At 63.9% G+C, this 19,341-nt stretch carries 16 protein-coding genes; 7 read left to right on the top strand and 9 right to left on the bottom strand.

Annotation, left to right across the window (positions count from 1 at the left end; all coding sequences use genetic code 11):
- Positions 1–127 precede the first annotated feature (127 nt).
- The 5 genes from BBG20_RS19525 to BBG20_RS19505 all read left to right on the top strand — a co-directional run bounded on the left by BBG20_RS19525 (position 128) and on the right by BBG20_RS19505 (position 5,335).
- Positions 128–1,102 (top strand): ABC transporter substrate-binding protein, encoded by a 975-nt coding sequence (locus BBG20_RS19525; RefSeq protein WP_065906149.1) that lies wholly within the window; start codon positions 128–130, stop codon positions 1,100–1,102.
- A 12-nt stretch (positions 1,103–1,114) separates the two neighbouring features.
- The gene (locus BBG20_RS19520; RefSeq protein WP_065906148.1) at positions 1,115–2,479 is read left to right on the top strand and encodes an LLM class flavin-dependent oxidoreductase; all 1,365 of its coding nucleotides are present in this window, start codon (positions 1,115–1,117) and stop codon (positions 2,477–2,479) included.
- Positions 2,476–3,159 (top strand): peroxiredoxin-like family protein, encoded by a 684-nt coding sequence (locus tag BBG20_RS19515; RefSeq protein WP_065906147.1) that lies wholly within the window; start codon positions 2,476–2,478, stop codon positions 3,157–3,159. The genes BBG20_RS19520 and BBG20_RS19515 overlap by 4 nt, the downstream gene beginning before the upstream one ends.
- 62 nt (positions 3,160–3,221) lie before the next feature.
- Entirely contained in the window at positions 3,222–4,391 is a 1,170-nt protein-coding gene (locus BBG20_RS19510) for an acyl-CoA dehydrogenase family protein (protein ID WP_065906146.1), read from the top strand.
- Positions 4,388–5,335 (top strand): D-isomer specific 2-hydroxyacid dehydrogenase family protein, encoded by a 948-nt coding sequence (locus tag BBG20_RS19505; protein ID WP_065906144.1) that lies wholly within the window; start codon positions 4,388–4,390, stop codon positions 5,333–5,335. The genes BBG20_RS19510 and BBG20_RS19505 overlap by 4 nt, the downstream gene beginning before the upstream one ends.
- 502 nt (positions 5,336–5,837) lie before the next feature.
- Here the strand turns inward: BBG20_RS19505 and BBG20_RS19500 are convergent.
- From BBG20_RS19500 to BBG20_RS19480, 5 genes are all read right to left on the bottom strand, one after another.
- Positions 5,838–6,605 (bottom strand): energy transducer TonB, encoded by a 768-nt coding sequence (locus BBG20_RS19500; RefSeq protein ID WP_065906142.1) that lies wholly within the window; start codon positions 6,603–6,605, stop codon positions 5,838–5,840.
- Complete coding sequence (gene tolR / locus BBG20_RS19495; RefSeq protein WP_065906140.1) at positions 6,602–7,048, bottom strand: protein TolR; 447 nt, start codon at positions 7,046–7,048, stop codon at positions 6,602–6,604. The genes BBG20_RS19500 and tolR overlap by 4 nt, the downstream gene beginning before the upstream one ends.
- Before the next feature lie 15 nt (positions 7,049–7,063).
- Entirely contained in the window at positions 7,064–7,756 is a 693-nt protein-coding gene (gene tolQ / locus BBG20_RS19490; protein WP_065906137.1) for a protein TolQ, read from the bottom strand.
- Between the two features lie 46 nt (positions 7,757–7,802).
- Positions 7,803–9,668, bottom strand: coding sequence for a phytase (locus BBG20_RS19485; RefSeq protein ID WP_065906135.1), 1,866 nt, complete (start codon positions 9,666–9,668; stop codon positions 7,803–7,805).
- Between the two features lie 75 nt (positions 9,669–9,743).
- Positions 9,744–12,257 (bottom strand): TonB-dependent receptor, encoded by a 2,514-nt coding sequence (locus BBG20_RS19480; RefSeq protein WP_065906133.1) that lies wholly within the window; start codon positions 12,255–12,257, stop codon positions 9,744–9,746.
- A 388-nt stretch (positions 12,258–12,645) separates the two neighbouring features.
- Between BBG20_RS19480 and BBG20_RS19475 the strand changes: the two genes are divergently transcribed.
- Both BBG20_RS19475 and BBG20_RS19470 read left to right on the top strand, forming a co-directional pair.
- Entirely contained in the window at positions 12,646–13,560 is a 915-nt protein-coding gene (locus BBG20_RS19475) for a GGDEF domain-containing protein (RefSeq protein ID WP_065906131.1), read from the top strand.
- A gap of 1 nt (position 13,561) precedes the next feature.
- A complete protein-coding gene (locus BBG20_RS19470) occupies positions 13,562–14,599 on the top strand; it encodes an AraC family transcriptional regulator (RefSeq protein ID WP_065906130.1) in 1,038 nt (345 codons plus the stop codon).
- Here BBG20_RS19470 and BBG20_RS19465 read toward each other — a convergent pair.
- The 4 genes from BBG20_RS19465 to BBG20_RS19450 form a co-directional block, all read right to left on the bottom strand.
- Positions 14,586–15,467, bottom strand: a complete 882-nt coding sequence (locus BBG20_RS19465; protein ID WP_065906129.1) for a LysR family transcriptional regulator — start codon at positions 15,465–15,467, stop codon at positions 14,586–14,588. The two genes, BBG20_RS19470 and BBG20_RS19465, sit on opposite strands and share 14 nt — an antisense overlap.
- Positions 15,468–15,646: 179 nt before the next feature.
- On the bottom strand, positions 15,647–16,264 hold the full coding sequence (gene ycaC, locus BBG20_RS19460) for an isochorismate family cysteine hydrolase YcaC (protein ID WP_027607149.1): 618 nt from the start codon (positions 16,262–16,264) through the stop codon (positions 15,647–15,649).
- A 20-nt stretch (positions 16,265–16,284) separates the two neighbouring features.
- On the bottom strand, positions 16,285–18,123 hold the full coding sequence (locus tag BBG20_RS19455) for an amidohydrolase (RefSeq protein ID WP_065906128.1): 1,839 nt from the start codon (positions 18,121–18,123) through the stop codon (positions 16,285–16,287).
- Positions 18,120–18,710, bottom strand: coding sequence for an antibiotic biosynthesis monooxygenase (locus BBG20_RS19450; RefSeq protein WP_065906127.1), 591 nt, complete (start codon positions 18,708–18,710; stop codon positions 18,120–18,122). Before BBG20_RS19450 ends, BBG20_RS19455 begins: the two co-directional genes overlap by 4 nt.
- Positions 18,711–19,341: the final 631 nt, after the last annotated feature.

The following is a 19,341-nucleotide window of genomic DNA, read 5'->3' as shown; positions in this document are numbered from 1 at the left end:
AATTAACATATAACCAAAAAGAACTTCACAGCGAGTTTTTATGGGCATAACGTTAACCCACTCACCGACCCCTTCTCCAGGCGGAGGTAACCGAACCCCTTCTTGATCTGCCTGGAGCCTGCATCCCATGGTCTTTACCACCCCCTTCAAACGCTTGCTCCTGGGCGCCGCCCTTGCCCTCGGCCTGAGCGGCGGCGCCCACGCCGCCGACCTGCAACCACTGCGGGTGGCCAACCAGAAATCCACCATCAAGGCACTCCTGGAAGTCTCCGGCGAAACCAAGAACGTCCCGTATGAAATCCAGTGGTCGGAATTCCCCTCCGCCTCGCCCCTGGGCGAAGCCTTGAATGCTGGCGCCGTGGACATCGGCGCCCTCGGTGATGCGCCCTACGTGTTCGCACTGGGTGCCGGTGACTCGCTCAAGGTGGTCAGCATCATCCACGCCGAAGGGCGCAATACCACCGCGCTGCTGGTGCCCAAGGACTCGCCGATCAAGACTGTCGCCGACCTCAAGGGCAAGAAGATCGTCACCGGGCGCGGCTCAATCGGTCATTACCTGGCGATCAAGGCCCTGGCCACTGCCGGGCTGACCACCAAGGATGTGCAGTTCATTTTCCTGCTGCCCAGCGAATCACGCCTGGTGCTGGATAACGGCACCGCCGACGCCTGGGCCACCTGGGACCCATACACCACCGTGGTCACCTCGCAAAGCCAGGCCCGCGTGCTGATCAGTGGCAGCAACCTGCTGAGCAACCACCTGTACCTCGCCGCCACCAGCCAGGCCATCGCCGACAAGCGCCCGCAACTCGACGACTTTGTCGCGCGCCTCGACCGCGCCTATGCATGGGCCAACACCCACCCCAATGAATACGCAGCCGCCCAGGCCAAGATCACCGGCCTGCCGCTGGCAGTCCACGTGGAAGTGGCCAAGGACACCCGCCTGAGCCCGGTAACCATCGACGACTCTGTGATCAGCGGCCTGCAAGCGACCGCCGACACTTATCAAAAAGAAGGCCTGTTGACCAAGCACATCGACGTGTCGCAAGGCTTCGACAAGAGCTTTAACGCCAAGCGTGTCCCCTTTTCCCAAGCATCGCGCTAACAGGAGCAGAACATGAGCAAGCCACATCCCTCCAAGCCACGCCATTTGAAACTGGGTGCCATGGTCCACGGTGTCGGCCACGGTTGGGGCGAATGGCGCCACCCGAACGCCCAACCGAATGCCAGCACCCACTTCGGGTTCTACAAGCAGCAGACTGAATTGGCCGAAGCTGCCAAGTTCGACTTCGTGTTCATCGCCGACAGCCTGCATATCCATGCCAAATCCAGCCCGCACTACCTCAACCGCTTCGAGCCGCTGACGATCCTCTCGGCCCTCGCCGCCATCACCACGAACATCGGTCTCGTTGCCACAGTGACGGTCAGCTACACCGAGCCCTACCAAGTGGCGCGCCAGTTCTCGTCGCTGGACCATATCAGCGGCGGCCGCGCCGGCTGGAACGTGGTGACCTCATGGCTCAGCGGCACCGCCGACAACTTCGGCAAGGCCGAGCACCCGCCCCACGCCGTGCGCTACCGCATCGCCAAGGAACACGTGAACGTGGTCAAGGGCCTGTGGGATTCCTGGGAAGACGACGCCTTTGCCTACAACAAGCAAAGCGGCGAATTCTTCACCCCGGACAAGCTGCATGCACTGAATCACAAGGGCGAGTTCTTCGCGGTCAAGGGCCCGCTCAACATCGCACGCTCGCGCCAGGGTCAACCGGTGATTTTCCAGGCCGGTACCTCGGAGGATGGGCGCAACTTCGCCGCCGAAAACTCCGACGCGATCTTTGTGCACGTGGAGAGCATCGAGGAAGGCCTGGCCTATTCCCAGGACCTCAAACGCCGCGCCACAGGCTTTGGGCGTGACGCCGACAGCCTGTCGATCCTGCCGGGTATCCGGCCGATTGTCGGCCGCGATGAAGCCGAAGTGGAACGCCGCTATCAGCAGGCCGTGGACCTGGTCACCGTCGAAGACGCGATTGTCGCCCTCGGCCGCCCGTTCAATGACCATGACTTCAGCAAGTACCCCCTGGACGCGCCCTTCCCGGAACTTGGCGACCTCGGCGCCAACAGCCAGAAAGGCGGCTCCGACCGGATCAAGCAACTGGCCAGGGACGAAGGCCTGACCCTGCGCGAAGTGGCGCTGCGGTTCTCGCGGCCCAAGCGTGATTTTGTCGGCACCCCCGAGCAAGTCGCCGATGCCATCCAGACCTGGTTCGAGCGCGGTGCCAGCGACGGTTTCATCATCAACTCGGTGCTGCCGGACGGCTTGCAGTACTTCACCGAACTGGTGGTGCCCGTGTTGCAACAGCGCGGCCTGTTCCGCACCGAGTACAGCGGCCACACGCTGCGCGACAACCTTGGCCTGGACGTGCCGGCCAACCGCTACAGCGTCGCCGCCGAGGTCGAAGCGCAACAGGAGGCGCTGGCATGAGCGAATCCCTCAATCGTCAATTAGCGGATCTGCACGCCGAACGCGTGGCTTCCTGGGCACCGGCGGCGTTGCAGGTCAACATCGACCAGCGCCAGCGCCTGGTCGATGAAGCACGGCCCGACGACTACGTGCAGGTCGGCGATGAACTGGACCCATTCACCCTGTTCAACGTGGAAGGCGGCGAACTCAACCGCGATCTGTTGCTGGCCGATGGGCCGGCGGTGCTGATCTTCTTCCGCTTTGCCGGCTGCCCGGCGTGCAATCTCGCCCTGCCCTATTACGAACGCCAACTCTACCCACGCCTGCGCGAACTGGGGGTGCCGCTGGTGGCGGTCAGCCCGCAGGTGCCTGAGCGGCTGGTAGAGATCAAGACCCGCCATAACCTGCAATTGCTGGTGGCCAGCGACACCGACAACAACCTCGGCCGGCGCCTGGGCATTCTCTACAGTTTCGACGAAGCCTCGCGCAACGCCGCATTGGCCAAGGGCAACCACATCGGCGACACCACCGGCACCGGGACCTGGGAACTGCCGCAACCGACGGTGGTGGTGATCGCCAGGGACGGCACAGTGGCCTTCGTCGAAGTGAGCCCGGATTGGCTGGTGCGCACCGAGGCCGAGCCGGTGCTGCAGGTGGTGGAGCGACTGCTGGGCCAACAGCCCGTACGCATCGCTATCTAAGCCCACAACCCCCTGTAGGCGCCGGCTTGCCGGCGCCCACATTTTTGACCGAGTATATTGTTATGACCCAACCGTCTCTGCGCTCCGTGGAAGTCGCCAACTTCGAAGCCCTGCTCGAACGCCTCAGCGCCGAGCTGGCGAGCACCGCGCACCTGTATGACGAGAGCGGCGCGTTCCCGCATGCCAACTTCAAGTTGTTGCATGAACACGGCCTGGTCGCCCTCACCGTGCCCAAGGCCCTGGGCGGCGGCGGCGCCAGTCTGCCGCAGGCGCGCAAGGCGATCAGTGCGATTGCCAGGGGCGAGCCGTCCACTGCGCTGATCCTGGTGATGCAATACCTGCAACACACCCGCCTGCAAGACAGCAAGAGCTGGCCGGTCCACCTGCGTACGCAAGTGGCCGAGGACGCGGTGCGCGACGGTGCCTTGATCAATGCGTTGCGCGTCGAACCCGACCTCGGCACCCCGGCCCGTGGCGGCCTGCCGGCAACCACCGCAGTGCGCACCGCCGAGGGCTGGCGCATCAGCGGGCGCAAGATCTACTCCACCGGCAGCCATGGCCTGAGCTGGTTCAGCGTGTGGGGCCGCAGCGATGACGCCGACCCGCTGGTGGGCGCCTGGCTGGTGCCCAAGGACAGCCCTGGCGTGAGCATTATCGACACCTGGGACCACCTGGGCATGCGCGCCACCTGCAGCCATGAAGTGGTGCTCGACAATGTGCTGGTGCCGTTGGACCACGCCGTCAGCGTCAGCCCCTGGAGTGCCCCGCAGCCGGAGTTGGATGGCGATGGCTTCCTGTGGATGTCGGTGCTGCTGTCATCGGTGTACGACGCGGTGGCCCAGGCCGCGCGGGACTGGCTGGTGAACTGGCTGGAAGAACGCAAGCCGTCCAACCTCGGTGCAGCGTTGTCGACGCTGTCGCGTTTTCAGGAAACCGTCGGGCATATCGACACCCTGCTATTCGCCAACCGCAGCCTGCTGGACGCCGCCGCCGAAGGTCATACCCCGGCAGCCAACGCGGCCCAGTTGAAGTACCTGGTCACCAACAATGCCATCCGCGCGGTGGAACTCGCCATCGAGGCCTCGGGCAACCCCGGCCTGTCGCGTCACAGCCCGCTGCAACGACACTACCGCGACGTGCTCTGCAGTCGCGTGCATACCCCGCAGAATGACGCTGTGCTGCAAGGCGTCGGCAAAGCGGTCTTCGCCCAACGCCAGAAGGAACGCACATGAGTCAGGTGATTATTGCCAGCCAGCTCGACGAGGATTACAACGACGTGATCCGCGAGCGCCTGCGCGTGCTGCACGCCGACGCCGAAGTGATCGGCGTGCCGCCAGGGGTGCCGAGCGACCTGCCGCCGCAGGCGAATATCCTGTTGCTGCGTCCGATCAACGTGCGTGGCTACACCGCCCCGGACACCCCGCCACCGGGCTGGCCCTACGGCGCACAGTGGGTGCACCTGGTGTCATCGGGCATCGATTTCTACCCGCAATGGCTGTTCAACGGGCCACCGGTGACCACCTCCCGAGGCAGCGCGGCCGACAACCTCGCCGAGTTCGCGTTGGCGGCGATCTTTGCCGCGTCCAAGCATTTGCCGGACATCTGGGTGAAGGACGCCCAGTGGAATTTCACCCCGTTGCGCCCGCTCAAAGGCACCACGCTGGGCATCCTCGGCTTCGGCGCAATTGGCGCGAGCCTGGCGCACAAGGCACTGGCCCTGGGCATCCAAGTCGTGGCACTGCGCCAAAGCCAGGCGCCGTTTGGTGTTGCCGGTGTGGAAGCGGCCAAGGACATCCACGACCTGTTCGCCCGCGCGGACCACCTGGTGGTGGCAGCCCCGCTGACCGAATCCACGCGGCATATCATCAATCGCGATGTACTCGGCAGCGCCAAGCCCGGGCTGCACCTGATCAACATCGCGCGCGGTGGCCTGCTGGATCAGGAGGCGCTGCTCGAAGCACTCGACAACGGACAGATCGGGCTGGCATCGCTGGACGTGACCGAACCGGAACCACTGCCGGATGGGCACCCGTTGTATACCCACCCGAGAGTCAGGTTGTCGCCGCACACTTCGGCCATTTCCACCAATAGCCGCAACGAAATTGCGGACACGTTCCTGGCGAATCTGGAGAAGTATGTCGCGGGGGCTGAACTGGCCAACCTGGTCAACACCTGACACAGCCACATTGCAAGGATCTGCTGACTTACACCGTCTAAAAATGTGGGAGCGGGCTTGCCCGCGAAGGCGGACTGTCAGTCAACAAACTCATCGACTGACCCACCGCTTTCGCGAGCAAGCCCGCTCCCACAGGGGGCCCGGTGTTGACTGCGGGATATCACTTGATGCGGTAGTGGAGATTGCAAGGACATGCAGACTGCACCGATTACAAATGTGGGAGCGGGCTTGCCCGCGAAGGCGGACTGTCAGTCAACACATTCATCGACTGACCCACCGCTTTCGCGAGCAAGCCCGCTCCCACAGGGGGCCCGGTGTTGACTGCGGGATATCACTTGATGCGGTAGTGGAGATTGCGAGGGTCTGCAGACTGCACCGAGTACAAAGGTGGGAGCGGGCTTGCCCGCGAAGGCGGACTGTCAGTCAACAAACTCATCGACTGACCCACCGCTTTCGCGAGCAAGCCCGCTCCCACAGGGGGGCCGGTGTTGGCTACGGGATATCATTTGATGCGGTAGTGGAAGGTGTTGCGCACCGCCGGCACGGGAACGGCTTTGCCGTCAACGATCCTGGGCTGGTAGCGGAAGGTGTTCGCCGCTGCCAGTGACGGCCGGATAAACAGGGGGTGACAGCCATCGAGCACTTTGGGGTTTTCCACGCGGCCCTGGGTGTTCACTGTGTATTCCACCGAGCAGTCACCTTCGATGTTCTTGTCGAGGGCACGCTCGGGGTAGTCCGGCGCTTCCTTGCTCAAGGGCTGGTATTGGCGGCTGTCGAAGGCCGGTGCCGGCGCTGCTGCGGGGGCAGCGACACGGGCTGTTTCGGCGGCGAGGCGCTGCTGGTCGAGGCGCTGTTGCGCCTGTTCACGGTTGCGCTGCTCGGTAGCCAGGCGCTGCTGTTGTGCCTCGATTTTCTGCTCTTCGACGCGCTTGCGTGCCAACGCGGCCTTCTCGAGTTTCTGCGCCTGGACCTGTGGATCGACCGTGGGTTTGACCGGCACGGGCACGGGCACAGGTTCCGGTGGCGTGAAGGCCACCGGCTCAGGTGCGGGAGCAGGCACGGGCGCAGGTGGCAGCATCACCAATTGGGTATGCATGACCCTGGGTGTGTCCACCGGCGCTTTTTCCGCCGACCAACCCAGCATCAGCGCTGCCAGCACCCCTGCGTGCAGGGCTACCGCCAGGCTCGCCGCGACGCTGTTTCTCCACAACCCGGACGGCTCCCGGGGCGCCAGCGCCAGCGTCTCACTGTGCATGATCATCGCCGTCATTGCGGGGCCTCGGTCACCAACCCCAGGTTGCTCACCCCGCCTTTCTGCAACACCGCCATGGCCGCGACCACACGCCCGTAGCCGGCGTTGTCGTCGGCGCGGATGTACACCTGGGTGTCGCTGCGCGCCGCCACCACTTGCATGACCTTGGCGCCCATTTCGTCGAGGGTCACGGCGCTGTCGGTCTGGTGCTGGGTGTCGAGTTCGCCGCCAAGGTTCCAGTAATAGCCGCCGTCAGCCTTCACCGACAGCGTGAGGATCTGCTGGCGCGTGTCGGTGGCCAGCGCCTCGGCGGCGACCTTGGGCAGATCGATCTTCACGCCCTGGGTCAGCATCGGCGCGGTGACCATGAAGATCACCAACAGCACCAGCATCACGTCGATATACGGCACCACGTTCATCTCGGCCTTGGGCCCGTGCTTGCGTTGCGGCCTGGTTAACATCGGCTTGCTCCTTGTTCAGGCGGCCACGGCCAGGTTGATCGGCGTACCGCGCAGGGTGCGGTGCAGGCGCACTTGCAGCTCGTTGCCGAAGGCGTAGTAGCGCGTGAGCAGCGTCTGGCTGCGCGCGGCAAAGCGGTTGTAGGCGATCACTGCGGGGATCGCCGCAAACAGGCCGATGGCCGTGGCGATCAAGGCTTCGGCAATGCCCGGCGCCACCGTGGACAAGGTCGCCTGTTGCACCTGGGACAGGCCGATGAACGAGTTCATGATCCCCCACACTGTGCCGAACAGACCGATATAGGGACTGACCGAGCCCACGGTCGCGAGGAACTGCAAGCCCTTTTCCAGCTCGACTTCCTGCTCGGTGATCGCCACCTGCAAGGCGCGCTCCACACCTTCCAGCACCGCCGGGTCATGGCTGTGCAGGTGCTGGTATTCGTGGACCCCGGCGATAAAGATCGGCGCCACGCCGCCCTCACCTGCCTGCACGGTTTCACGGCACAACGCCTGCAAGTCCGGCGCCGCGCGAAAGCGCTGCACGAAGCCATTCAACTGGCGCTCCAGGCGCCGCAGCACACTGGCGCGCTGGATTATCAGGTACCAGCTGAGCAACGAGGCCAACAGCAAGGTGAGCATTACGGCCTTGACCAACAGGCTGGCGTCGCTGATCAAACCCCAGATCGTCATATGTTCCATCGTCGCGTGCATGGTGATGTCCTATTCGATTAAAAAGTGATGACCGGGTGATGACGGTTCAGGGCAATTTCAGTGCGCGGGTCACGTCGGCCCAGGGCACGAACTTGAAGTTCTGGGTCTGCTCGGGCATGCGCTTGCGCCCGTCCTGCACCACCAGCATGCCCTGGCTCCATGGCCCGCCGAGGTTGATGGCGGTAACTTCCAGGCCATCGGTTTCCGAGGCGCCATCGATGCCGGCGGCCGCATTCAGGCCCACGCGGAAAGCGCCGTGCACGGCAAACGGCGGTTCGGCATCCACCACCAGGTAGCTGTCATTGCCTTGGCTGGAGATCACCAGGTAGTCGCGCTTGTCGCTCTGGTACAGCGCCAGGCCTTCGACGTCCGCGTGCAGTTGCGGGCCGACCTTGATCACGTTGGCCAGGGTCGCCGGTTGATCGGCGCGGGCGTCCACCGCCCACACGCCGACATCTTCCTCGCCGATAAACAGGCGCTGGCGCTGGTCGTCGGCCACGCAGCCTTCGGGTTGGCTGTCGACCTTGAACTGGCGCACCAGCTCACCCTGCGCACGGCCATCCGGCGCGCTGAGGCGGTATTGCAGGAAGGTGCCGTCCTTGCCGTTGGCGATCGCGTAGATCTCCCCACTGGCCGGCTGGAACAGGCAGATGCCGTAGATTTCCTTGAGCGGCGTGGGCACCTCACCGGCTTCGCGCAACTCGCCACTCTGGCGGTCGATGCTGAACAGACTCAGGCTGTTGTGATCACGATTGCTCGCCACGGCCAGGTCGACCGTGCGCTGGCCGAGTTTGAAGTTGGGGCGTACATCGACATTGTTGAGGCGCCCGACGGCCAGCTCCTGCAGCAGCTTGCCGTCGAGGTCATAGGCGAGCAGGCCCTGTTTCTTGTTGGTGCCGAGCACGCGGCTTTTCGCCGGTTGCCCGGGGTGAATCCAGATCGCCGGATCATCCGCTGCATCGCCCTGGCGGCCGACCGGGTCGGTCTGGCGCACGGCGGCGACTTCCGGCAGCACCGGCACCGCCGCCACCGGCTGGGCCTGCCAGTCGAGGGTGGCCTGGTAGAGCGCGCCGGTGTCGTCGTCACGCACCAGCAGTTGCCGGCCGTTGACCGTCAGTTGCTCCGGCTCTTTGAGGCCTGGCAGGCTCAGGCTCGATTGCTCGACCCAACGCTCGCCGGTGTGCTGGAACAGGTGCAGCTCGGAGGTCTTGGGATCGAGTGCGACCATCCCGCCGGGCACCGACGCCATGGCCCCGGCTTCGCGCCTGGGCGTGTCGAACAGCGCCACCGGCGTGCGCTTGACCTCGGCTTCCGGGTGCGCCGGATAGGCCCACCAACCGATGTTTTCTTCATTCACCAGCAACTGCTGGGTGGCGTCATCGACCTGGCAGAACTGCGCCGACGGCGGCAGCGGCACCCCGCGCACGCGCTGGGCCTCACTCAATAACGTGGCGCCATTGCCCACCAGCCATTGCTCGCCCTTGCCCTCTTCACCGACCAGGAACACAAACAGGTTGGCTGCTGCATCGCGGTAAAGGCACAGGCCATTTACCGCAAAGTCGCGGGTCGGCAAGTACAGCGGCTTGCCAAAGCGCCTGCCGGCGACATCCAGGTTGATCAACAGCGCTTGCTGACGGTCGTTGTCGAGACTGGCGGCCACCACCTGGGCGCCGGCGGCGCGGGTGTCGAGGCTGCTGAAATTGCCCTTGAAACGCGCCAGCTCCGCGCCTTGGCGATCGAGCAATTGCAGGCCGTCGCGGGCGCCAGCGGCCAGGCGCTCGGGGCTGTTGGGCAGGAAGGCCACGGCTTCAGCCTTGAGGCCAGGCGCCCACGGGGTCAGCGCCAGGTCGCCGGCCAGGGCGTGGCCGCAGGTGGCCAGGGCAATCAACAGGTACAGCTTGGACATTCTCATTAACGTGCAAATCCTTCGAATACGTTGGAGATCAACTCCAGGCAAGCCAGCGCCGGCAGCTGGAATGTGTTGAGTTCAGAAATGGGTGAAGGTCAGGCCCAGCTTGTAGGTCGGGCCGTACTCTTCGTATTGGCCGTTGTAGCTGCGATGGCCGGTGTAGACGAAGTACGACTCATCGGTGAGGTTCTGCGCCTCGAAGCTGACCTGCAGGTTTTTGCTCAGCGAGTAGCGCGCGCTGAAGTCCACGAAGGTCTGCGCGTCGACGTGCAGGTCGTGGGCCTTGTCGTTGATCGAGGCGAGTTCATACAGGTACGCCGACTTATAGTTGGCCGACACACGCAGGCTGAGCCTGTCGTTTTCCCAACCGAGCATCAGGTTGCCGACGGTGTCCGACTGGTTCGGCAGGCTGATGTTGCGCTTGCGGTTACGGCCGCTGGCACTGTCGAAGCCTTCGATATCGGCGCTGGAGCGGCTGAACGTGCTGTTGGCACCGATCAGCAAGCCGTTCCACGGCGCGGGCAGCCAGTCGAATTTCTGCGAGTAGGCCAGTTCCAGGCCGTAGAGCTTGGCGCTGTCGCCGTTGGCGTAGGTATGGGCCTCGGCGAAGTTGGTCCAGGCGCCTGTGCCGGCCAGGTCGGTGTTGTAGACGAAGTTCTTGATGTCCTTGTAGAACACGAACGCGGACACGGTCCCGGCGCGGCCCATGAAGTGCTCGATGCCCAGGTCCAGGTTGCTCGACTCCAGGGGCTTGAGGTCCGGGTTGCCGAAGGTGGCTTCGTCATCGTCGATGACAAACCCCGGCGCCAGTTGGCCGAAGGTCGGGCGCACCACGGATTTGGTCCACGCGGCGCGCAATTGGGTGTTCTTGTCGATCTGGTAGCGCGCATGCAGGCCGGGCAGCCAGTGGTGATAGCGGCGCTTGGTTTCGGTGGGCGTGAACACCCCATCGGTCGCGCCGGTGCCCTTGGCTTCGAACTCGGTGCCCTCGTAGCGCAGGCCGGCGATAAAGCGCCAGTCGTCGATATCGACTGTGTTCATCAGGTAGCCGGCATTGATGTCCTCGCGGATGGTGAAGTCGTTGACCCGCGATTCGGTCTCGTCATAGAAATCCGCCGGGTTGAGACTGCCGATCAACTGCTTGATCGCGCCAGGGCTGATGCCGGGGCCGTAGTTGCCGAGGCGATAGTCGACAGAGCCTTTCTGAAATTGAGTGAGGTTGAGCTGGTCGGCGGTGAAGCCCAGGGTGTCGAAGTCTTGGTAGACCCAGGCCTCCAGGTCGTTGTCCTTGTTGCGACGGCTGACCTTGCCGCCGAACTTGACCTGGGACGCGTAGCCGCCGAGGTCATAGTCGCGGGCCAGGTCCAGGCGCAGGTTTTTCTCGGTGTCCTTGGTGTTCTGCTTCTCCCAGTCGACCTTGTCGAGGGTGAAGTTGTTCGCGTCGTAGAAACCGGCGCCGATGATCGGGCGTGGCTTGTCCTTGTCATAGAAGCCGCTGTTGGCGAAGTCGCCGCCGTCAAAAGTGGCGCCGGCAATGTGCGCCGGGCTGTCTTCGCTGGACTGGCTGTAGCCGGCCTGGCCGCTCAAGGTCCAGAGGGCGAGCATGCGTTCGCCGCCGAACACGTAGGACTGGATCTCCTGGGTTTCCTCGCGGTTCTTCAGCTTGCGCTTGCCCTCGGCATCGCCCAGTTCGCCGGGCGCCTGGGGGTCGGCAAACTCGATGCTGGTGGAGTTGCGGGTCTCGCTGTCCTTGTAGCGGCTGTAGAGAGTGCGCAGGTAGTAGCTGCTGAGGTCATCGGGCTTGTAGTCGAAGTTCAGGCCACCCCCGGCGCGTTCGCGGCTGATGTCATAGTCGCGCTGTTCGAACTCGTTGAGTCTGGCGCCATCGGTGAAGTCCCAGGCGCCGCCGGTCTCGACGTTGTCCGAGCCGAAGTCGCGCTTCTGCCAGCTGAGGGCGGCGGCCACGCCAAAGTTGTCGATGCCGTCGCCAAGGCTGAAACGGTTACTGGCGGCGCCGGAGAACTTGGGGCTGGTCTGGCGGGTGTTCTTGTCGTAGCTGGCTTCGCTGCTGCCGGTGTAGAACAGGCCCTTGTGGTCGAAGGCCGACAGGCTTTGCACGTCGACGGTGCCGCCGAGGGAGTTGGCGTCCATGTCCGGCGTGAGGGTCTTGATCACCGACAGCGATTGCACCAGTTCCGAGGGCAGCACATCGAGCGCCACCGCGCGGCGCGCGCTTTCCGGCGCGGGCACCAGGGTGCCATTGATGGTCACGCTGTTGAGGTCCGGGCCCAGGCCGCGCACGCTGACAAAGCGCCCTTCACCCTGGTCGCGCTCGACGCTGATGCCCGGCAGGCGCTGCACCGCTTCGGCGACGTTTTCATCCGGCAACTGGGCCACGCCGTCGGCATGCACCACGCTCTTGATGCTGTCGGAGCGGCGCTGCTCCTTGAGCGCCTGGTCCATGGCGGCAGCCTGGCCGACCACTTCGACGTGCTCGGTGGTGGCCGCCTCGGCAGCGTTGAGCCGCTCGCTGGCCATCGCCAGGGCCAAGGCAGTGAGCGTGAAGCTGACGAGCCCGGTGCGCTTGTACATGCAATCCTCCCCAAGAATCCATTGGCGCCAGGCAAGAGGCCCGGCAACTGGGAGGGCAAGCTAGGGGTGGGGGATGACGGTTCTGTGACAGGGATCGGCACGAAGGCCCGTAAACCGGGCTTTTGAGGCCCTATGCCGGGGCAAATGAGCTGATATGACCTCGATTAAGTGTGGGAGCGGGCTTGCTCGCGAAAGCGGCCGTTCAGGAACAGATGGGCCAACTGACGTAACGCTTTCGCGAGCAAGCCCGCGCCCACATTTGTTCGGCGTTTGGCGGGAAATTTTATTTATCCCATGAGCTGATTCGACCCTCCCCCACCGTCATCCAACCGTCACATGCATCTGCTGTGCTGGCGCCCATCGCTCATTTGCCCAAGGACTCGCGGCCATGTTCTCCGTGCTCAAACCCCATCGCTGGAAACTCGCGCTGCTGCTGGTTGCCGCCAACCTCGGGCTGATCCTGCACCTGGCCTGCGGCGAGTTGAAATACGTCAGTGAATGGGCCTGGCTGGACATCTTCGGCGAAGGCGGCTCGGCCCTGTTGGCGCTGGTGTGGCTGGGCCTGGTGCTGAAAAGCCGACCCGCCGGGCGCGTCACCAATTACCTCGCGCTGGGGCTGTCGTGCATCTTCTTTTCCTGGTGGATCGACAGCCTCGACGAATTTATCCGCCTGCCCGACAGCATCACCTGGGACCACTGGCTGGAGTCCGGGCCGATGCCGGTGGGCATGATCCTGCTGACCATCGGCATCTACCACTGGCACCGCGAACAACTGGCGATCAGCGCGCAGATGGAGAAGCGCGAGCGGCTGTTTCGCGAGCATCGGCTGTTCGACAAACTCACGCCGCTGGCCGGCGCCGACTACCTCAAGCGCCAGTTGGCCGACAGCCTGCAGGACAGCCGCGAGCAACAACAACCGCTGTCACTGCTGGCCCTGGACCTGGATAACTTTGCCGCCATCAACCAGGCTTTCGGGCACGTCGAGGGCGACGCGGTGTTGCAGGCCCTGAGCCATTTGCTGTTGCTCAACCTGCGCCGCCAGGACTTGCTGTGCCGCCTGGCCGGCGACCGTTTTGTGGTGCTGTTGCCCAACACCGGCGAACGCCAGGCCCAGGTGCTGGCGCTGGAGTTGCAACAGGCCGTGCGTGGCCTGGCCCACAAGACCCGCCAACAGGGCGAACGCCTGCAATTGGCCGCGACTACGGCGGTGGTGATGGCCCTGGACGAGTCGCCCCACGACCTGCTCAAGCGCCTCAACCTGGCGCTGGCACGGACCAAGCAACCGCTGGCGAAAAGTGCCTGAGATGGCCGTCAAGACCAGCTGGTATGAAAGCGACACGCGCTTTATCCCCGGGCATTACCAACCCGCTACCTTGATCGACCTGGCCTTGTCCCGCGACATCGACAGCCATCGCCTGCTGCGCGGCACCGGGTTGTTCCACGAGGACATCCTGGCCGGCAACGCGCGGTTGAGCCCGCAGCAGTTCCTGGCCCTGATCGGCAACAGTCGCAAACTGCTGGATGCCGACGACAGCAGCTTCCTGTTTGGCCAACGCCTGCTGCCCGGCTACTACGGCGCCGCCAGTCACGCCCTGGGCCACGCGCAGAACCTGCACCAGGCACTCGAACTCCTCATCCAGCAGCAAGTGCTGCTCAGCCCATTGGTCACCCTGCAACTGGAGCTGGATGAGCACCACGCCTACCTGTATTGGCTCGATAGTTGCGGCGCCGGCGAGCACTGGCGTTTCCTGCTGGAGGCCAGCGTGACCTCACTGGTTGCCATGAGCCATTGGCTCAGCGGCCAGCGGCTGCCGTGGGCGTGCAGTTTCAGCCACGCCGAGCCGCGTTATGTCGAGCAGTACTGGGTGAACCTGGGCGAAGGCACGCGCTTTGCGCGCCCGCTGGACATGCTCAGCATTCCGCGCGAATACCTCACCCACCCGTGGCCGGGTGCCTCGGCCACTGCCGGCCAGGTCGCACGTCGCCAGGCCTGTGAGCAGATCGAACACTTGGGCTTTGCCGGCAGCTTTCTCGACTGCCTCTACGACTACCTGCGCGATCAGGTACGCCAGCCGCCGAGCCTGGAACAGGCGGCCCAGGCGTTTGCGATGAGCCCGGCGACCCTCAAGCGCAAACTGCACAAGCACGACACCGGTTTTCAGCAGCAGGTGGACCGCGTGCGCAAGCAGGTGGCGTTGCACCTGTACCAGGTCAAGGGCTACAGCAATGAGGAAGTGGCTGCGTACCTGAATTTCAACGACGCAGCCAACTTCCGACGCTCATTCAAGCGCTGGACCGGCAGCACGCCGAACCTGATCCGCCAGTTGTTTAACAGCCACTAGCCAGGCGTTCGCGCAAGAACTCCACCAGCGCCTGGACGGGCCGTGAGCTTTGCCGGTGCTGCGGATACACCGCCGACAGGGTCAGGGCTTCGGGGGCGAAGTCGTCCAGTACGCTCACCAGGCGCCCGTCCTTCAAAGCCTCGCCGACGATAAAGGTCGGCAAGTAGGTGACGCCCAGCCCGGCAATCGCGGTGTCGCGCAGCAGCTCGCCATTGTTGACGCGCATGCGCCCGCTGACGTTCAGCGCCTGCAGCTTGCCCTTGAAGCGCCACTGCACCTGGCGGCCATGGCCGTAGGGCAGGCAGTCGTGGTCGGCGAGATCGTCGGGTTTCTGCGGGGTGCCGCGCAGGGCCAGGTAATCCGGGCTGGCGCAGTAGACGCGCGGGATGCTGGCGATACGGCGGGCAATCAGGGTGGAATCTTCCAGGGTGCCGATGCGCAGCACCAGGTCGTAGCCTTCGCCGATCAAATCCACCGGGCGGTCGCTGAGGTCGACTTCCACCGACACCTGGGGATAGCGCTGCAAAAACTGCGGCAACAGGCAGCCCAGGTGCGCCATCGCAAACGACAACGGCGCGCTGAGGCGCAGGGTGCCGCGCGGTTCGCTGTTCTGGCCGGCGATGCCCTGCTCCACTTGCTCGACTTCGGTGAGCAGGCGCAAGGCGGATTCGTAGTAACTCTGCCCCAGGGGCGTGACGTCCAGGCGGCGGGTGGAACGGTTGAGCAGGCGCACGCCGAGGCGATCTTCCAGCTGGATCAGGCGGCGGCTGACGAACTGCTTGGACAGGCCGAGCTGTTCGGCGGCGGCGGTGAAGCTGCCGGATTCCATGACCTGGCAGAACAGGCGCATGTCTTCGAAGGGGTTCATTGTCGCTTCTCGGTGGACAGTTTGCTGATTTATAGCGGGTCGGTCGCCTTATCACAAATCAAATGTGGGAGGCGGCTTGCCCCCGATAGCGGTGTGTCAGTCTCAATAGCTTTGACTGATACACCGCTATCGGGGGCAAGCCCCCTCCCACATTGATCACCTACAGGCTTGAAAACCGGTTACTTGGCAGTAAACGCCGAGTAGCTGTTCATCAGGTTGCGGTAGTTGGGGATGCGCGGCGACAGCAGGTTGGCCAGGCCTTCCATGTCGTTGCGCCAGTCCACTTGCAGCTCACAAGCCACGGCGAACCAGTTCACCAGTTGCGCACCGGCGGCGGTCATACGGGCCCAGGCGGCTTGTTGCACAGTTTCGTTGAAAGTACCGGAGGCGTCGGTAACCACGAACACCTCGAAGCCTTCGTCGAGGGCGCACAGGGTCGGGAACGCTACGCACACGTCCGTCACCACGCCGGCAATGATGATCTGCTTGCGACCGGTAGCCTTGACCGCCTTGACGAAATCTTCGTTGTCCCAGGCGTTGATCTGGCCAGGGCGGGCGATGTACGGCGCGTCCGGGAACAGTGCCTTGAGCTCTGGCACCAGTGGGCCGTTAGGACCGCCTTCAAAACTGGTGGTCAGGATGGTCGGCAGGTTGAAGAACTTCGCCACATCGGCCAGGGCCAGCACGTTGTTCTTGAATTCGTTGGGGGAGAAATCCTGCACCAGCGAGATCAGGCCGGTCTGGTGATCCACCAACAGCACCACCGCGTCATCTTTGTTCAAGCGCTTGTAAGTCATGGGTTAACTCCTTCGGGGGTTTAAAAAGCAAAACACGAGCAGCCAAACGCGCCCCAGAAACCCTGGAAGTCGCTGACCGGCACGCTGCTGAGGCGGGCCTTTTCATGGCTGTGGGAATGCACGCCGCACGGGCCGCTGCACTGGTGAACCTGAGCCTGCACCGGTGAAGTCGGGCGCCAGTGCCCCGGCACCTTGACCACCGGCGACCAGTCCGGCAGCACCGGCACACGCGGTGGCGCGACATCGTCGAAGTCGCCGGCGCCGTACACCACCTTGCCGCCGACCACGGTCAGCACCGATTCGATCCACTTGATGGCCTCTTCATCGACGCTGAAAAAATCCGCCGACAGCGCCGCCACGTCCGCCAACTGGCCGACCTTGATCTGGCCCTTCTTGCCTTGCTCGGACGAGAACCAGGCGCTGCCATGGGTGAACAGTTCCAGCGCAGTCAGGCGCGGCAGGCCTTCGGCGTGCAGCTCCAGGCCGCCCACGGTGCGGCCGCTGACCATCCAGTACAGCGAGGTCCACGGGTTGTAGCTGGAGACCCGCGTGGCATCGGTACCGGCGCCTACCGGCACGCCTTCGGCGAGCATGCGCTTGATCGGCGGCGTGGCTTCGGCCGCCTTGGCGCCGTAGCGCTCGACAAAGTACTCACCCTGGAACGCCATGCGGTCCTGGATCGCAATACCGCCGCCGAGGGCGCGCACGCGCTCGATATTTTTCGGCGTGATGGTTTCGGCATGGTCGAAGAACCACGGCAGGCCATTGAACGGAATGTCGCGATTGACCTTCTCGAACACGTCGAGCATGCGCGAAATGGACTCGTCGTAGGTGGCATGCAGGCGGAACGGCCAGCGCTGCTCAACAAGATGGCGCACCACCGGTTCCAACTCCTGCTCCATGCTCTGCGGCAAGTCGGGACGCGGCTCGAGGAAGTCTTCGAAGTCGGCGGCAGAGAACACCAGCATCTCGCCGGCGCCGTTGTGGCGCAGGTAGTCATCGCCCTGGTGCAGGGTGACGCTGCCGGTCCAGTTCCTGAAGTCGCTGAGTTCTTCCTTGGGCTTCTGGGTGAACAGGTTGTAGGCGATGCGCACCGTCAACTGTTGATCCTTGGCCAGTTGTTCGATCACCGCGTAGTCATCGGGGTAATTCTGGAAGCCGCCACCGGCATCGATGGCGCTGGTCAGGCCGAGGCGATTAAGTTCGCGCATGAACTGACGGGTGGAGTTGACCTGATATTCCAGCGGCAGTTTCGGGCCTTTGGCCAAGGTCGAGTAGAGGATCATCGCGTTGGGACGCGCCACCAGCATGCCGGTGGGGTTGCCGTGACTGTCGCGCACGATCTCACCGCCCGGCGGGTTCGGCGTGTCCTTGGTATAGCCGGCCACGCGCAGTGCAGCGCGGTTGAGCAAGGCACGGTCATACAGGTGCAGCACGAACACCGGCGTGTCGGGCGCGGCCTGGTTGAGTTCGTCGAGGGTGGGCATGCGTTTTTCGGCGAACTGGAATTCGTTCCAGCCGCCGACCACGCGTACCCATTGCGGCGTCGGGGTGCGATCAGCCTGGTCCTTGAGCATGCGCAAGGCATCGGCCAGCGACGGCACGCCTTCCCAGCGCAGTTCGAGGTTGTAGTTGAGCCCGCCACGGATCAGGTGCAGGTGCGAGTCGTTGAGGCCGGGGATCACGGTGCGGCCCTTGAGGTCGATGACCTGGGTGCCACTGCCGCGCAGGGCCAGGGCTTCACCGTCGGTGCCGACGACGACAAAGCGGCCTTCATGGATAGCGACGGCGGTGGCGCGCGGGTTTTCACGGTCCACGGTGTGGAACTGGCCATTGAACAGAATCAGATCGGCGTTCATAGGGTTTCCTTTACTGAGGCTTCAAGCCAGGGAGCGAACAGGCGGGTGGCGGCCGGCATCAGCAGGTAGACCACCAGCAGCACGATGGTCAGCGTCACCAAGAAGGTCGCGACCACGTAGTTGGATAAAAACGGGTGCAGGCGCAGGACCGGGCCCCACACGATGGGCACTAGCAGGGTCAGCGGCAGGATCACGCACAGGGTGACCACCGCCTGTTTCCAGCGCGGCGGCTTGGCGGCGCTGTCGGCCAGGGGCGTGAACCAGAACTCGTTGACCGCGCCGATTTCGGTGTTGTCGCCGTCCGCCAGCATGGGTGTGGCTTCGGCGATCAGGGTTTTGCGCTCGGCGGAATCGAGCCAGGTTTGCAGGTCATCGGTGGACCGGTAGCGTAATACGCAGGTGAACAGCGCCAGGCCGTTCTGTTTGCTGCGCACGACGTCGACACCGAGGTGCCCGGGGCGCGCGCCGGCGATTCGTACGATGTGGCGTAGCCAGGTTTCGTAGTTGGCTTCCTGGCCGGGTTTGATCAGGTGTTTGACGACCAGGGTGACGACTTCGTCGGGTCCGGTTTTGGGTGCTGGGTGCATGGGTGCCCCTCTGCCTTGATGGTTTGGCGGTGAGAGGAGTTTGGGGGGATGGGGGGTGGGGAAAATTGGATGTACGTGCTGTTTGGTGGGGGCAAGTTGAGGTTTGGGTTGAGATTGAGTGTATATCCGTTATTTGGGTAATGGCCGCGTATGGTTCCGCTCTTACAGCGGGTCACTTTTGGAAAAGAGCCCCAAAAGTAACCAAAAGGGCTCTTGCCCCAACACTCGGCACCTCGCCTAGGCTCGGTGTGCCCTCACTCCGGCTTGAATCCGTGGGCCGCCGCAATGGGCCATCCTTGGCCCAGTGCGGCTAACCCGGCGTCCTGCCGGGTTACCCACGGATTCAAGCCTGCGTTCGGCCAGCGTGTTTGATGGGGCGCCTAGATCAAGATCAAGATCAAAAGCGGCTCGCTTCGCATCGTGGGTTGTGTTTGTTTACGCCAGGCCGGTATCGAGGCCGACACTGCCGATCCCTTGTGGGAGCCGTCGAGCCCCGGCGAGGCCGCGAAAGCGGTGTGTCAGGCGCGAAATTCATTGGCAATGCCGCCGCCTTCGCGGCCTCGCTGGGGCTCGACGGCTCCCACATTTGACCTTCTGGGTGGCGGATTATGGCGTGTGACTCAAGGCTGCT

The sequence above is a fragment of the Pseudomonas aylmerensis genome (genome assembly GCF_001702265.1).
GTDB lineage: Bacteria > Pseudomonadota > Gammaproteobacteria > Pseudomonadales > Pseudomonadaceae > Aquipseudomonas > Aquipseudomonas aylmerensis.
Note: the sequence above shows the minus strand (reverse complement) of the source record. Positions and strands in the feature narration are given on the sequence as shown.